At 59.5% G+C, this 15,551-nt stretch carries 15 protein-coding genes and 1 pseudogene; 10 read left to right on the plus strand and 6 right to left on the minus strand.

Translation table 11 applies throughout. From position 1 onward, the window contains the following. Positions 1-11 precede the first annotated feature (11 nt). Entirely contained in the window at positions 12-314 is a 303-nt protein-coding gene (locus APR53_01200; protein KQC03345.1) for a hypothetical protein, read from the plus strand. Between the two features lie 8 nt (positions 315-322). Here the strand turns inward: APR53_01200 and APR53_01205 are convergent, their stop codons facing one another. Genes APR53_01205 through APR53_01215 form a run of 3 tightly spaced genes read right to left on the minus strand, consistent with a single transcriptional unit; the run spans position 323 to position 2,361 of the window. Further along, complete coding sequence (locus tag APR53_01205; protein KQC03346.1) at positions 323-1,195, minus strand: nitrite reductase; 873 nt, start codon at positions 1,193-1,195, stop codon at positions 323-325. Between the two features lie 42 nt (positions 1,196-1,237). Continuing rightward, positions 1,238-1,951: a cobalamin biosynthesis protein CobS gene (locus APR53_01210; protein KQC03347.1), complete on the minus strand. Its 714-nt coding sequence runs from the start codon at positions 1,949-1,951 to the stop codon at positions 1,238-1,240. After that, positions 1,948-2,361, minus strand: a complete 414-nt coding sequence (locus APR53_01215; GenBank protein KQC03348.1) for a hypothetical protein — start codon at positions 2,359-2,361, stop codon at positions 1,948-1,950. Before APR53_01215 ends, APR53_01210 begins: the two co-directional genes overlap by 4 nt. Before the next feature lie 178 nt (positions 2,362-2,539). On the opposite strand from APR53_01215, the gene APR53_01220 reads away from it, so the two are divergent. The 6 genes from APR53_01220 (at position 2,540) to APR53_01245 (ending at position 8,034) form a co-directional block, all read left to right on the plus strand. Further along, positions 2,540-3,550, plus strand: coding sequence for a hypothetical protein (locus tag APR53_01220; protein KQC03349.1), 1,011 nt, complete (start codon positions 2,540-2,542; stop codon positions 3,548-3,550). A 37-nt stretch (positions 3,551-3,587) separates the two neighbouring features. Beyond that, positions 3,588-4,151, plus strand: a complete 564-nt coding sequence (locus APR53_01225; GenBank protein ID KQC03350.1) for a GMP synthase — start codon at positions 3,588-3,590, stop codon at positions 4,149-4,151. A gap of 6 nt (positions 4,152-4,157) precedes the next feature. Then, entirely contained in the window at positions 4,158-4,706 is a 549-nt protein-coding gene (locus APR53_01230) for a hypothetical protein (protein ID KQC03351.1), read from the plus strand. Continuing rightward, a complete protein-coding gene (locus APR53_01235; GenBank protein KQC03352.1) occupies positions 4,699-5,901 on the plus strand; it encodes a conjugal transfer protein TraB in 1,203 nt (400 codons plus the stop codon). The genes APR53_01230 and APR53_01235 overlap by 8 nt, the downstream gene beginning before the upstream one ends. A 266-nt stretch (positions 5,902-6,167) precedes the next feature. Continuing rightward, a complete protein-coding gene (locus tag APR53_01240) occupies positions 6,168-6,674 on the plus strand; it encodes a nitroreductase (protein KQC03353.1) in 507 nt (168 codons plus the stop codon). A 73-nt stretch (positions 6,675-6,747) separates the two neighbouring features. Continuing rightward, entirely contained in the window at positions 6,748-8,034 is a 1,287-nt protein-coding gene (locus tag APR53_01245; protein KQC03354.1) for a bifunctional hexulose-6-phosphate synthase/ribonuclease regulator, read from the plus strand. Positions 8,035-8,071: 37 nt separating this feature from the next. Here APR53_01245 and APR53_01250 read toward each other — a convergent pair whose 3' ends face one another. Genes APR53_01250 through APR53_01260 form a run of 3 tightly spaced genes read right to left on the minus strand, consistent with a single transcriptional unit; the run spans position 8,072 to position 11,097 of the window. After that, complete coding sequence (locus tag APR53_01250) at positions 8,072-8,506, minus strand: acetolactate synthase (GenBank protein KQC03355.1); 435 nt, start codon at positions 8,504-8,506, stop codon at positions 8,072-8,074. Beyond that, positions 8,507-9,781: a phenylacetate--CoA ligase gene (locus tag APR53_01255; GenBank protein ID KQC03359.1), complete on the minus strand. Its 1,275-nt coding sequence runs from the start codon at positions 9,779-9,781 to the stop codon at positions 8,507-8,509. It abuts the gene before it with no gap. A 23-nt stretch (positions 9,782-9,804) separates the two neighbouring features. Continuing rightward, the gene (locus APR53_01260; GenBank protein ID KQC03356.1) at positions 9,805-11,097 is read right to left on the minus strand and encodes a phenylacetate--CoA ligase; all 1,293 of its coding nucleotides are present in this window, start codon (positions 11,095-11,097) and stop codon (positions 9,805-9,807) included. Between the two features lie 81 nt (positions 11,098-11,178). On the opposite strand from APR53_01260, the gene APR53_01265 reads away from it, so the two are divergent. From APR53_01265 to APR53_01275, 3 genes and pseudogenes are all read left to right on the plus strand, one after another. Further along, on the plus strand, positions 11,179-12,123 hold the full coding sequence (locus APR53_01265; protein KQC03357.1) for a carbamate kinase: 945 nt from the start codon (positions 11,179-11,181) through the stop codon (positions 12,121-12,123). Positions 12,124-12,188: 65 nt separating this feature from the next. Further along, the gene (locus APR53_01270; protein KQC03358.1) at positions 12,189-14,369 is read left to right on the plus strand and encodes a hypothetical protein; all 2,181 of its coding nucleotides are present in this window, start codon (positions 12,189-12,191) and stop codon (positions 14,367-14,369) included. Between the two features lie 7 nt (positions 14,370-14,376). Beyond that, positions 14,377-14,784: pseudogene (locus APR53_01275) on the plus strand. Positions 14,785-15,551: the final 767 nt, after the last annotated feature.

Consider the following 15,551-nt stretch of genomic DNA (forward strand, 5'->3'; position numbering starts at 1 on the left):
ATAGTTGTACCATGAAAACATTGCCATTTACGCGTCCGGAGGGGAAGGATGATGTCCTTGTCGAATGTGCCGACGGCTGGGTGTCGGTGTACCGCAAGTGCAATGCCTGCATCCACTGTGCCGGAGTCAGAGTCGGAAAACGGGCCATGCCGTCCCCTCTCCGGAAAAGGATGGAGGAAGTAAAACGGGGGCGCGCCCCGGACGAAGCACTGCAGGAAGCACTTATCATGTACAATACGCTTATCCGTGACGGCAGCGCGATTGAGTGCGACGATGACGGCAATGAAGGATTCAGGACGATGTACGAGTACTGAAAAACCGGCTATTTTTCTGGTTTCGTTTTCACATCCTCCAGTATCTCCTTTTTGAATGCGTCGAAGTTGATGTCGTCGAGCTGGTCGGAGAGCAGCCGTCCGCTCCAGGCACGGCGGTATATCCAGTAGACGATACGCTCGATGATGGCGACCGTTTCTTCCGCCGTCGCCACTTCCACGAGCTCACGCCCGAGTTTCGGGTGGCGTCCCCGGCGCCCCCCCACCGTAATGAGATAATGTGCGTCCTCGGTTGTGAGAAGGTCGAAAGGACATGACTGGACACAGACCCCGCAAAGGATGCATTTACTCTCGTCAACGTAGCTGATGCCGTTTCTGATGCTGATGGCGCATTCCTTGCAGTATTCGACGCAGGTTCCGCATCCCGTGCAGAGGCCCGGGGTGCGGACTGGCTTGATCCGCCCGGTCACTCCTATTTCGTTGAGTATGGGGCTCGTGCATGCATAGGGGCATGCCGAGAGGGCAATCCGTACCTTGACGGGCATTTCTTTCCCGAAAAGCCGGGAGTCGAGGGTACGGGCGAGCCCGATGGTATCGATATTGGCGTACTTGCACCGATCGGTGCCGGGACATGCCGTGATATTGACGATCTCGTCCCGCTCCGATCCGATTGGTGTGCCGTTTTTACTGAGATCCCGGGCAATTTTTGCGAGAAGACGGTGATCGACATGGGGAATCTCGATAGTCTGCCGTGTCGTGAGGTGCACCTCCCCTGCCTGGTATTTCTTGGCGATACGTGCAATCCCGCGCATCTGGTCAATCGAGAGAATCCCGGCGGGCAGCCGGACCCGTATGGTGCAATAGTCGGCGTCCCGTTCGGTGATGACGCCCCCTTTCATGTGGATGCCGTAATCCCGTATCATTGCTGGTACATGGGACTTGAGAATGATAAAACCGTAGTTGCATCACGCGAAGGCGAACACGAGGATGACCGCGGCGCGGACAATGTCGTGGGTTGCACCCACCACATCACCATTGACTCCCCCGAAAAGCCGTCTGGCAAGAATCTGCATGCCGCCGGTAACGAACGCAGCGGCTGCGAATCCTGATGCAAGCCGCACTAACGGGATGCCTGTTGCCAGAAGAGGGAGGCAGAGGAGGACGGCGAGAGGCAGAAAATACACCCGGGCCCTAACGTGAAGGAAGTGGTGGATCCCCTCCTTCCTGAACGGAGTGCCTGTTACCGTCAGTACCGCCATCGCCCCTTTGGACAACACTTCCCCTGCAAGAATGGCATACGGCACCGAGGGGCCCGCTGAGAGGCCTGCGTAGGCTACCAGGTACAGGAGAATGCCGGCAGCCACGCCGCCCGTGCCGATCTGCCGATCGGTAAGCGCCCTGATACGCACGTCCCTGCCCCCATGCGCCATCATTCCGTCACCGAAATCAAGGAGGCCGTCGAGGTGGTTTCCCCCCGAGAGGAGGACGACGGCGGCGAGCGCGAGAGCAGCAGCTATCCCTGTGTCGGGGACGGCCATGGCGATCAATGCGGCGATCCCCCCCGTCACGTACCCGGCGGCCGGATAGAGCCATGATCTCCGGGCGAATGCCTCGAAGTCTGCCGGAGCCCCGAGCGGGAGCACGGTTGTCCACTGCAAAAGAGCGCGGAGCGATGTCATACGCATTCCGAAAGAAGGGAGGTGCAGCCGGCGATCAGGCCTGTCACCGCATTGTCGAGAACCGGCCCGAGTGCCGAGAGGATGCCCGGTTTCGCCGTTTCATACCGGTTGAATTCAAACCGGGCGCGGTCTCCGCCGATCATCTCGGCGATTGCAATCCCGATTGGCCCGTCGCCATCCCCCGGGATATCCGAATAATGCCTGATGCAGTTTTCGTCTTCGAGGAGGATCGCTCCGAGCAGGAGGGATGCGATGTCCGGATCGCGCAGCGCCGCACTGATCGTCCCTGCAAGGGCGCCTGCCGTCCCGCGTGGGCCGTATCCCCCGGGGATACGGAGCGCCATCGCCGTTTCAACGATATCCGGCACGGTGATGCCCTTTGCAAGAAGCCGCTCCTCGATTTCCAACATAGAGTATTATCTGTAAAAATTTCAGATAATGATATCTAACGAACGCCGCATCGGTGCACGGCGTACGGGTGCGATGGAGTTCTCCCGGAATTGCTGTGCCCGCGGGGAGAAACCGTGAATAATAAGGATGAATCACAACCATACTGACACAATCCGGCTGTATAGAAGGAGATCGACCATGCAATTCATATCGGAAAAACCGCGTTTCACTTTCGAGCACCCCCTGTTCGCCGTTGTCCTAGCGAACACCATGCTCTCCACCGTTCCCGGGATATCGGGCGCCGGCCCGACGCCCGAAAAGACGCTTTTAACACCGAATCTTGATTCCGAACTGGTAGCGAAAGGCGCGATTACGAGCCTGCCGGTGAAGCCCGACACCCCGACGGGATGCCCGACCCCCTCCACGATTACCCGGTCGATGACCGCACTGACGGGCCTTGTCCCCGCATTTGTGAATGCCGGGCTCGTGCACCCGCCCGCGGTCCCGTGCATCGATGTCTACGGGGAACCGGGCGCAGATCCGCGTTTTACGGATGCAGTGCCGCGTGCACGGGAGCTGTACTCCCGTGGCAGGCTCGTCGGTGAGTTTTTTTCCGGATACAGTGATCTGCTGGTGCTCGGGGAATGCGTGCCCGGCGGCACGACCACCGCCCTCTGCGTGCTGCGGGCCCTCGGGATCCCCGCACGTGTCTCGAGCAGTTTCGTTGACAACCCGCATTCCCGGAAAGACGAGGTCTGCACGGCGGTCCTCGAACGGATCGGAAACAGCGTTCCCGCGGATCCGCTCGATGTGGTGCGTGCTGCGGGCGATCCGATGATTGCCGTCGCTGCGGGAATCTGTGCATCGTACCGTGGCACGGTGGTTCTCGCGGGCGGCACCCAGATGCTCGCTGTCGCTGCGGTGCTGAAGGGGCTGGGCATGCCCATGCCCGATCTTGCCACGACTGCCTATGTCCGTGATGACGCGAGTGCGAGTTTCACGGCGACGTGCGCGGACGTGGGGGCCCATGCCTACTATGTGGACCCCGATTTCGGTGACCTCGGGCATGCGGGCCTTGCCCGGTACTGCATCGGTGAAGTCAAGGAAGGAATGGGCGCGGGGGGGGCGATGCTCCTTGCGTCCCTGATGGGGCATTCGCCCATCGCCATCACGGGAGCGATACTTGACTTCATCCGGGGGTACGGATGACAAAGTGCTTTACCATCATACGTTCAAGAATTACCAAATGCGTCCGCTCTATGTCGTAAACAATTTCGGGCAGACAAATCACCTCATCCTGAGAATGCTTCGGGATCTTGATATCGATGCACGGATGATCCCGAATGAAACACCGCCGGACGAGGTGAGGGAAGGATGCCGGGGAATCATCCTCGGGGGTGGCCCTGCACTTGAACGCGCCGGGAAGGCGGCGCAGTACCTCGATCTCGGCCTTCCTGTCCTCGGCATCTGCCTCGGCCTGCATATCATTACCACCGCCCGCGGCGGCACCGTTACGCATAGCCAGAGCGGCGGGTACGGGTCGGTGACGGTGGAGATTCTTGAGCCCGATACCATTCTCGCAGGGTATCCTTCCACAATATCGGTCTGGGCATCCCATGCCGACGAGGTAACGGCGATGCCGGACGGGTTTACCCTGCTGGCACGCTCCGCGATCTGCGGTGTCGAGGCGATGGCCTCCCCCGATGACCATCTCTACGGGATACAGTGGCACCCCGAGGTGAGCCATTCAGTTGACGGGCGGCTTGTATACGAGAATTTTGACCGGCTCTGCTCTGAGCTTGCGGACTGATGCCGGATGCCTGTTCCCTCTGCTGCCGATCTTGCCGATGACATTGTCCGCATCGGTTTCCGCTGCATCGGATGCGGGACCTGCTGCCGGAGAGAAGAACCGGATTCCAATCTTGTGATGGCCGGAGCGCCGGAGATCCGGCGTATCCTGCAGGCGACCGGAAGCAGCTGGGACGACGTCGCTCTCCCCTATCCCGAGTATATCGACGGACCGGAACGGTCCCGGATCACCTTCGGGTGGTGCCTCCGGCAGACCGGCGATACGTGCGCATTTCTCCGGAACGGGCGGTGCCGGATCTACGGAGTCCGCCCGTGGATCTGCAGGACCTTCCCCTTCATGCTCGGAGACGACGGACTCCTTGTCTCCGAATGTCCCGGAATCGGGGGCGTGATCGGGGCGGAGGCGGCCTTTGCCCTTGCCTGTGATCTCATTGCCCGGAAACATGCCGAGGATGAAGAGCACCAGCAGGTGGCTCTCCGGTACGGCAGGGCGGAAGTGCCCCCCGGTATGTCCGTGGTCATCGATTCCGAGGGAGTGAAACCAATCCATGGGTAATATTCACATTGTCGGGACCGCCCATGTCTCGAAGAAGAGCATTGAGGAGGTGAAGGCCGCCATGGCGGAGTTCTCTCCCGATGTCGTGGCAATCGAGCTTGATCCCGGCCGCTTTGCAGCCCTGAAGCACCAGGGCCCCGAACCCTCGGTTTCAGATGTGCTGAAGGGAGGAAATTTCTCCCAGCTGCTGGTCCAGTGGCTCCTCGCGTACCTGCAGCGGCGGATTGGAATGGATGTGGGAGTGGAGCCCGGAGCGGAGATGCTCGTCGCAATCGAGGAGGCGGAGGGCCGCGAAATTCCCGTTGCACTTGTCGATCGCGACATACGCATTACTCTCATGCGGTTCTGGAGGACGATGTCCCTCTGGGAGAAGGTGAAGATGGGGGCTGCCCTCGCCGCATCGATAGCGGGCTTCGGCCAGGAGGAGATCAACGTGGACACCCTCACGGAGCAGGACGTCATTACGGCGGCTCTCGAAGAGTTCAGGAAATACTCCCCGCACGGCGCCCGTGCCCTTATCGACGAGCGTGACGCATATCTCGCCCACCAGCTCCGGCAGCTCTCGCACCGGTACGACCGCGTGCTCGGGATCGTCGGGGCGGGGCATGTGCGGGGCATCGTGCGCTACCTCGAGAATCCTGCATCCATTCCGCCGATCACGAAACTCACGGAGGAGCCTGCAGTCCTCCCGTGGGCGAAGATTATCGGAATCGGAGTGGTGCTGCTTTTTGCCTCTCTGCTGGTCACGATTGCGTTTTCCGGTGTCGGGATTGAGGTTCTCCTGCTTGCGCTCCTCTACTGGGTGCTTGTCAACGGCACCCTCTCTGCCGCCTTCACCCTCGCGGCGGGCGGCCATCCACTCTCGGCGCTTACGGCATTTGCCGTCTCGTGGCTCACGTCCCTCAACCCCCTGATTGCCGCAGGGTGGTTTGCAGCAATAACCGAGGCGAAGATACGGAAACCGTCGACAGCAGATTTTCAGGCGATAATGGATGCCGATTCATTTGAAACGCTCAGAAAAGTGCCGCTCTTCCGGGTGGTGCTTGTTGCGGCGCTTGCCAACGTCGGGAGCACGCTCGGTACGTTTGCATATTTTATCTTTCTCTTCCCGATTCTGGGAATTGATCCGCAGGCGGTCATTCTGGCGGGCGCACAGAACCTCTGGGAATTTATCAGGGTCATAACTCCCTTCTGAAAAGTACAGCATATATGTTGTACATTCGCAGAATTTTTTCATAATGATTTTAACCTATCGCGCGAGACTCTCTCCCGGGACAGGCGGATTCACACGCACTGCCGGCCTCTGTCCGGACGCAGTGGCATAATCCGCACGAATCCCGCAGATGCGATGGCAGCGGATTCCCTTCCTGTGCCAATCCTCAAGTGAGGGAGGGTGTCCTCTGATGGCACCATCTCATTTTTCCGCAAGGCTTTTTGCATTTGCCTCCCTCATAGCGCATCATGAATCTCGGTGTTACTATCATCAAAGGGCGCAGAAGTGTGCGCAATTATAAGGATACGCCCATCCCGGCGAATGTTATCCGTGATGCGATCGATTGTGCCCGGCAGGCCCCTACCGCAATGAATGTGCAGCCATGGCTGTTCGGAATCGTCACGGACAGGGAGACCCTCGGAAAACTCGCCGAACTTGCCGATCACGGCAAATTTATCGCTCAAGCACCGCCCTGTTTTGCTGTTTTTTCCGACACCTCCCATACCTATTACCTCGAAGACGGCTGCGCCGCGACCGACCAGCTGATCCTCGGCCTCTGGGCGCATGGGGTTGCCTCGTGCTGGGTGGCGGGAGAGAAGAAGGCTTACGCGGAACCGGTCCGCACCCTCCTCAATGTTCCCGAAGGATATTCGCTCATTTCCCTCATCCCTGCCGGCTATCCTGCGGAAATTAAAATCGTCGAGAAGAAGGATGTCGCCGATATAACGTTTAACGAGCGCTGGGAGTCGAAATAAACCGGATATCTCCCCTTTTTTTCCGGCATATTTGGTAACGTTTTTCGTGCGTCGCCGCAAACACCGTCGACATATGACGGGACCTTATCTCCAGGTGGCCCTTGATCTGCTCGAGCTTCCCCGGGCACTGCAGATTGCATACGAAGCGGTTCTGGGGGGCGCCGTGTGGATTGAGGCGGGGACACCGCCCATCAAGAGTGCCGGAATGGACGCGGTGCGTGCACTGCGGGCGGCGTTTCCGGGGCACGAGATCATTGCCGACATGAAGGTGGCGGACACCGGTGCCCTTGAAGTGGAGATGGCGGCAAAAGCCGGAGCGAGCATTGTCTGTGTCCTTGCCGAGTCCGATGACGCCGTCATTCATGAGGCGGTCAGGGCGGCCCGCCACTACGGCGTGCGTATCATGGCAGATCTCATTAACGTGGCGGATCCCGTCACCCGTTCGCAGCAACTCGAAGAGATGGGTGTGGATATCATCAACGCACACGTGGGTATCGACCAGCAGATGATCGGAAAGAGTTCCATCGATCTCATTGCCCGCATTGCAGGGCGCATATCCGTCCCTGTCGCGGTAGCCGGAGGGCTTGATGCCGATACGGCGGCGCAGGCGGTGCGGCACGGCGCATCGGTAGTGATTGTCGGGAGCACCATCACGAAGTCAGGGGATGTGACCGCATCGGCTCGTGCTGTCCGCGAAGCGATCGACAATCCCGCCCTTGTTTCACGAACCGCGGAGACGGTGGAGGAAGCGATACGCCGCCTGCTCACCGGCATTGCGACGCCGCGCGTATCGGATGCGATGCACCGCAAGGGGGCGATGCGCGGTATCATCTCGATCTGCGGGGATGTGCACATGGCGGGCCGTGCGGTCACCGTGCAGACGTTTGCCGGCGACTGGGCAAAACCGGTGGAGGCGATCGACCGTGCGGGCGACGGTGATGTGATTGTCGTCAATAATGATGCGGCGACGCACATCGCTCCCTGGGGAGAGCTTGCCACCCTCAGCTGCATGAACCGGGGAATCGCGGGCGTTGTCATCGACGGTGCGGTACGGGACGTGGACGACATCAGGCGCCTCGGGTTTCCGGTCTTTGCTACGGCGACGGTGCCCAACGCGGGTGAGCCGAAAGGGCTCGGTGAGATCAACTGCGAGATTACCTGCTGCGGACAGGAGGTGAAGCCCGGCGACTGGATTGTCGGTGACGAAAACGGCGTGGTCGTCATCCCCCGGGAACGGGCCTACGAGGTGGCCCGGCGGGCCGTGGAAGTCCAGAAGGCGGAAGACCGGATTCGCGAGGAGATTCGCCGTGGCTCGACACTCTCGTCGGTGATGGAACTCCTGAAATGGGAAAAGAAGTGAGGGGTTCCCGCCACCGCGGTCCCCTCATGCGTTTTTTTCAGGTAAAGAGCGACGATTCCAGGAGTTCGCCGCCCGCCTCGCGGACTCTCCTGATCGCATCGTCCACATGGTCGACCCGGAGAATCAGCACTGCCGCTTCCTTCCCGCTGTAGGCATAGGCGTATTCTATATTGACCTCCGCCTCGCCGAGAATCCTGGCAATCTCAAAGAGTCCGCCGGGTTCATCACGCATTTTTACCGCGATGACATCCGTAAACGAGACCATGAACCCGAGTTCGGTTAGTTTTTTGTACGCCACCTCGGGTTTGTCCACAAGTGCCCTGACGACACCGAAGCCCTTTGCCTCGGCGATGGAGAATGCGAAAATGTTGATCTTCTCTTCCTGCAGTGCCCGGGCAATGGCCGCAAGCCGCCCGGGCCGGTTCTCCGAGAAGACGGAGATCTGTTTGATGGTGAAATGTTCCGTGTCCATCTACATCACCCTCTTGTCCACGACCCTTTTTGCTTTTCCCTCAAACCGCGGCAGAGAGCCGGGTTCGGCGAGTTCCACCCCGACACCCACGTTGAGTGCGTTTTTGAGCGTGTGCGCAACTTTCTGCCGGACCGCCATGAGGTCGGTGATCTTATCGGAGAATGCCTCGGGTCTCAGCTCCACCTGGACAAGCATCACGTCGAGCGCCTCCTTCCGGTCCACGATGATCTGGAAATGCCCCGAAAGTTCGGCGATGCCGAGCAGTGCATGCTCCACCTGCGAGGGGAAGACGTTGATGCCGCGGATAATCAGCATATCGTCCACACGGCCCGAGAGCCGTTCGATCCGCGGGTGTGTCCGTCCGCAGGGGCAGGCCCCGGGGATCAGCGACGTGATGTCCCCGGTCCGGTACCGGATGATCGGGAGCGCCTCCTTCTGGAGGATGGTAACCACCATCTCACCCCGTGTTCCCGGCGGGAGCGGTTCGCCCGTGTCCGGGTCAACGATCTCGACGAGTGCAAGGTCGCTCCAGATGTGAATGCCGTTCTGCTCCTCGCATTCGGTGAACATCGGGCCGGAAAGTTCGCTCGTACCGTAGATGTTGTAGGCCCTGATGCCCATCTGCTCCTCTATCCTGATGCGCATCTGTTCGGACCACGGCTCCGCACCGAGGATCGCAGCTCTCAGAATGGTGTCGTCTTTAATCGAGATGCCCATTCTTTCGGCGACCTCACCGATATGGATGAGGTATGACGGAGTGCACGCAATCGCGGTGACGTGGAGATCCTGCATCAGCTCAAGCTGCCTCTCGGTGTTGCCCACCGATGTGGGCACGACCGTCGCCCCGATCCTCTCGGCACCGTAATGAAGGCCCAGGCCCCCCGTGAAGAGGCCGTACCCGTAGGAAACCTGCACGACGTCGCCGCGGCCGATTCCGCATGCGGTCAGCGCCCGGGCAAGCGATGTCGTCCAGATGTCGACGTCCTTCTGGGTGTACCCGACCACCGTCGGCTTGCCGGTTGTCCCCGATGAAACATGGTACCGGACAAGCTCGTCCCGGGAGACCGTGAAGAGCTTGTCGGGATAGTTATCCCGCAGATCGCTCTTGACCATGAACGGCAGTTTTTTCGCGTCTTCGAGTGTCTGGATGTCGTCGGGGTGCACGCCGTGTTCGTCCATACGGCTCCGGTAAAAGTTCGAAAAGCTGTAGAGGCGGTATACGAGGGTCTTTAAAAGCTTGAACTGGAGGTTTTTCAGTTCCTCTTCCGGCATCATCTCGATCCGCGGCTCCCATGCAATCACCAGATATCCCCCCTGCGGTCGATGACCCTTTTCGCCTTTCCTTCGAATCGCGGCAGGCTGCCCGGTTCTACGAGGGTGACATGTGTCCTGAGGTTCAGGGTGTCACGCAGCACCCCCGCCACCCGTTTCTGCACATGGGCGAGGTCGCCGAGCTCTCCGCTGAAATAATCACGGTTGACTTCCACTTCGATTGTCATTTCATCCAGATGGTTGATCCTGTCGATATATACCATAAATTGTTCCCCCACTTCGGGGAGCGACAGCAGGATGTGTTCGATCTGCGATGGGAACACGTTAATCCCGCGAATAACCAGCATATCGTCGCTCCGCCCCATGATCCGTGCAATCTTCGGTCCCCGGCCGCACGGGCACTCGTCGTCGAGGATCATCGTAATATCACCGGTGCGGTACCTGATAAGCGGCATCGCCTCCTTGACGAGCGGAGTCACGACGAGTTCGCCCCGCTCGCCCGGCCCGAGTTGTTCGCCGGTTTCCGGATTGATGATCTCGATGAGGAAGGAGTCGTGCCAGAAGTGCAGGCCCTTTTTCTCCTCGCACTCGAAGGCGGCGCCGGGGCCGTACATCCCGCTCATCCCGTAGGAATCATATGCGGTGATGCCGAGCCGCTCCTCGAGTTCCCGCCGCATATTCTCCGACCACGGTTCGGCACCGAACGTGCCCACCCTGAGCGTTTCGAGCCCCGCCCCCATCTCTTCCGCAACCTCGGCAAGCCGCATGCCGTAACTCGGGGTGGCGTTGACCGCAGTAACGCCGAAGTCCTCGATCATCTCGATCTGTCGCCGCGTGTTGCCGGTTGCGCTCGGGATCACGGTCATCCCGATCTTCTCCGCGCCGGCGTGGAATCCGAGCCCTCCGGTAAACAGGCCGTACCCGAGGGCGTTCTGGAAGACGTCGCCCGGGCCGAGTCCGACCATGGTCAGGTCGCGGGCCATGAGTTCGGCCCAGTTTTCAAGATCCGCCCTCGTATATCCGACCACCGTTGGCTTGCCCGTTGTTCCCGAGGTGGTGTGAATCCGCACGACCTCCCTGAGCGGCACTGCGAGAGAGCCGAACGGGTAGCCTTCACGGAGGTCTTTCTTACCGGTAAATGGCAGTTTCACGAGGTCGTCGAGCGATCGGATCGCATCCGCACGAACGCCTGCTTCTCGAAGCAGCGATTGATAAAATGGCACCTTCTCTGCCTGCCGGATCGTCCATGTGAGCCGTTTGAGCTGCAGTTGACGAAGATCCCGCCCGGAGATGGTCTCCATTGCTTTATTCCAGAACATCCTGTTCTATGGTATGCTATGTCATAGCATAATAATTATGTCCGGAAAGCCTTTTTCCCGTCGGGGAGCGACGTTTTGTTCATGAAAGCGGTCATTGCGCTCGGTGGGAACGCGATTCTCCTCCGGGGAGAACGCGGGACGGCGGAGGAGCAGTTTGCGCACGTCAGAACTGCCGTCCGTGAGATCGTATGGCTGATTGCCCGGGGCGATTCGGTGCTCATCACCCACGGCAACGGCCCGCAGGTCGGGGACATCCTGCTGAAGAATGAGTGCGCCCGCGATACCCTTCCGATCATGCCTCTCGATATCTGCGGGGCGGAGAGCCAGGGGATGATCGGGTACATGATTCAGCAGAGTCTGGAAAACGCCCTCGCAGAGGCCGGCATCCGCCGCCCGGTGATCTCCGTTGTGACGCAGACGGTAGTCGATCCCGCCGATCCTGCGTTTGCGGATCCGAAAAAGCCCATCGGTCCGTTTTATACGGAAGGTGAGGCGGCACTGTTTTCCCGTGATCGCGGCTGGATGATGGCGCCGGCGGATGCTGCTAAAACGGCGTTCCGGCGGGTTGTTCCCTCTCCCGAACCGCTGGATATCGTCGAGCACCCCTCCATCCGCACGCTGGTGAACGAGGGATTCGTTGTCGTCGCAGGAGGCGGAGGGGGGATTCCCGTCCGGCGTGAGAGAGAAGGGGCGCTTCGCGGCGTGGAGGCGGTGGTGGACAAGGATCTGGCGGCCGAACGCCTTGCCACCGGGATCGGTGCGGAAATGCTGCTGGTTCTTACCGACGTCCCATCGGCGTTCCTCCGGTACGGCACACCGGACCAGGAACCTCTCGGCCGGGTGGGGGCGGACGAACTCGAAACGCTGCTCCACGCCGGGCACTTCCCGGAAGGAAGCATGGGCCCCAAGGTGCGTGCCTGTATCCGGTTCGTACGCGAGGGCGGTGAGGCTGCCGTGATCACCTCGCTTGACCGGGTCCGTGATGCGCTCGCCGGCACGGCCGGCACCCGGGTGGTGCCGTCGTAGTGTCTCCCGCGCCCTATCGCTGGTATAATTACCAATTACCTCCATATTTTTTTATGAGCTGAACGATGCACATCCTGATGGTGGATCCCGATGAACCTCTCGTTCGCCTGGCCGCCCGTTTTTTTTCCCAGGTGGAGGGAGTCTCCGTCGAGACCGCCGCCACGGCAGAAGGGGCTCTCGCCCTGTTTACAGGCGCCTCTCCGGATGTCGTAATTACAGAACTCCGCCTTCCGGATGATGACGGTATCGCACTTAAGGAAGCGATCCGGAGCCGTGGATATTCTGTTCCCGTGGTTCTCTATACCCAGCACTCCACTCCCGATGAGATAATCCGTGCCCTCAATGCCGGCATCGACCGGTTCCTTTCCAAGAGCCGGGATCCGGTTGTCCAGTTTCCCGTTCTCCTCCGGATGATCACCGGTCTCGTCAGCGGGCGGCAGGACGAGGAGACGCTCCGGACATCGCAGGAAGAATTATTGTCCCGTGATCTGATGAACGGGTTTCCGGTGCCTGTTCTGGAGCTCGACGAGGAGGGGATCATCAGGTTCGTCAATAACCGGGCGGTTGAGGTGTTCGGGTATGGTCAGCCGGAGTACAGGGGCATGCCGGTGTGGAGGCTGCTATCCCGGGACGAGAAAGGCAGGGTTGCCGAGCATGTCTGGTGGACGCTCCGCGGCTCTCTCCCGGTTGATGAGGAGTATCAGGCCGTCCGGCACGATGGGAGCACCTTCTGGGGGCTCTTTTCGCTCTTTCCCGTGGAATCCGGAGGTCTCCCCGGACTCAGGCTGCTGGTGACGGATATTTCCCGGAGAAAAGAGATGGAGCGGAAGTACTGCGAAAACGAGGAACGCCTGAATCTGGCTATCGAAAGCGCAAGCCTCTCCATATGGGACTGGAATCTTGAAACGGGAATCATGAAGAGTACGGGACATTCGGGAGAGGCTGCATCCGCTCCCTTCGAACAGCTGCAGGGGCACGTGAATACCATCGAGTCTCTCATCAATCCGGAGGATCTTCCCGGCCTGATGAAGCGGGTCCAGCGCCATTTTGTGGAAAAAACTCCCTCCTTTGAGACCCGTTTCCGTGTGCGGGGCGATGATGGCGATTGGCGGTGGATCCAGATGCGGGGGCGCGTGATCGCCCGCGACCATCGCGGTCTCCCCCGGAAAATGACGGGAATTTATCAGGATGTCACGGAAGAGGCGAACCGTGAACGCCTGATCCGGGAGCGGGAGGCGCAGTTCAGGACGCTCTTTTATAATATGAACTGTGGCGGTGCAATCTTCCGTGCCGTGGACGGAGGGCGCGATTTCGTGGTCATGGATATCAATTACGCCGGAGAGGTGATTGAAGGGGAGAAGAAGCATTCGCTTGCGGGGAAGGGCATATCAGAACTCTACCGGGGCGAGGAGTACCTGATTCTTTCCGATGCGATGCGTCAGGTCTGGCAGACCGGAAAACCGCGCTCCGTGGATCGGCTCGCCTTTACGCACGGGAAGGAGCCCCGGTGGCGGGAATACTACTTTTACTCTCTCCCGACCGGTGAGATGATCGCCATTTACAACGACATCACGGAACGCATTGAACGGCAGAAAGAGATCCTTTCTTCCCTGAAGGTCAAGGAAACGCTGATCAAGGAGATTCACCACCGCGTGAAGAACAACCTGCAGGTGATTGCGAGCATCCTCAAGCTCCAGGCGCTCAGAACGGAGGACCCCGAGGCGGCAAACGTGCTCCGCGACTGCAGGAACCGTGTCTTTTCCATCGCTATGATTCATGAGGAGCTCTACCGCTCGGAACACCTCGCAAGCATCCATGTCGCCGGGTACATCAGGCACCTGGGCGAGCACCTGATCTACGAGTTTCTTGCGGTATCACCCCCTGTTACCCTGACGGTTGACTGTGATGAGAGTATTAGTCTCGATATCGATACGGGGATTCCCTGCGGGCTGATTATCGATGAACTCCTGACGAATGCCCTGAAATATGCCTTCAGGCCGGGAGATCACGGGAGTATCAGGATCGTATTCGTCCGCTATGACGGGGGGTACGAACTGCATGTCAGCGACAACGGGGTGGGTTTTCCCGCAGATCTCGATTTCAGGGCAACGGAAACGCTCGGGATGCAGCTGGTGACGAATCTCGTCGAGCAGTTGTCGGGCACGATTGAGATTGTCAGGGGGCACGGCACCGAGTTTGTCATCCGGTTCCCCGCCCCGGGCAGGAAGAATAACTATTATCGGTGACGAAGACATGCCGGACAGACGTATCCTGATTGTTGAAGACGAGCAGATTGTCGCGATGGAAATGACGGTGACCTTAAAGAAGCTCGGGTACACCGTGGTCGGCACCGCGAACACCGGAGAGGCCGCGATAGAGCGGGCGGGAATCCTCCATCCCGATCTTGTTCTGATGGATATCCACCTGAAAGGCGAGATGGACGGCATCGAAGCGGCGGGGGAGATCTCCTCGCAATACGATATTCCGGTAATCTACCTCACCGCACATTCGGATTTTGATACGATGGGGCGGGCGCTTGAAACCCAGCCCTACGGGTACCTCATTAAGCCCTTCAACGACCGGGCGCTCTACAGCAACATCGAGATGGCGGTCCATAAGCACCAGGTGATCCGGCGCTTCAGGAGTGAGGGGTCAAGGTCGGCCCGGCTTCCCGATCCGGAGCCGCGCGAGGTTTCGGATCCTGCCTGCGAAGCGGCACTTGATGCGGTCGAGGAGCCGATATTCCTCGTCGACCGGGAGATGCGCCTTGTCAGGGCGAATGCTGCCTTCAACCGCCTTGCCGCTACGGTGGGCGACTCGCCGCCCCTGACCGGTATGCCGGTGTTCCACGCCCTTCCGGCTTCCCTCATCGGGCCGCCCGAGGCGTTTGCCGCCGTCTTTGAATCAGGATCCCCGAAGAAAGAGGAAAAGCCCCTGAAGTCGGGGGGACGATCCTATGCAATGCGGATTGAGCGGATACCGAGAATTACGAACGGGACGGTCACGCATGTGCTTACAATACTGCACGATTTGACACGTGAAACCGAGATTACGCTCCAGAAACAGCGCCTGGCCCGCGATGTGCGACTCCTTCGGGACAATCTCGTTGATATCGCCTCTTTAACGGGGAGAATGAAGCACCCGCTTACCGAGATCCGGTCTCTTGCGGGAATGGACGAGGACACGATTGTTCATCGTGTGGCGATTGAAAAGATCGGTAAGTACGCCGACGATGCATGGGATGCCCTTGCGGAGATCGATCTGATCTTTATGAAGTTCGAACGGGAATACCGCGAGAACCACCGGTGATTAGCCCCGACGGAGCACGCATGTCATGCAGTGCGCTCCTCCGTAACCGCCGGTTGCGTTTGTGAGTGTTACCGGCATCATCTCAAGCCCGTGTGCATAAACCTCTTTTTTATGGGGAA

Source organism: Methanoculleus sp. SDB (assembly GCA_001412355.1).
Lineage (GTDB): Archaea > Halobacteriota > Methanomicrobia > Methanomicrobiales > Methanomicrobiaceae > LKUD01.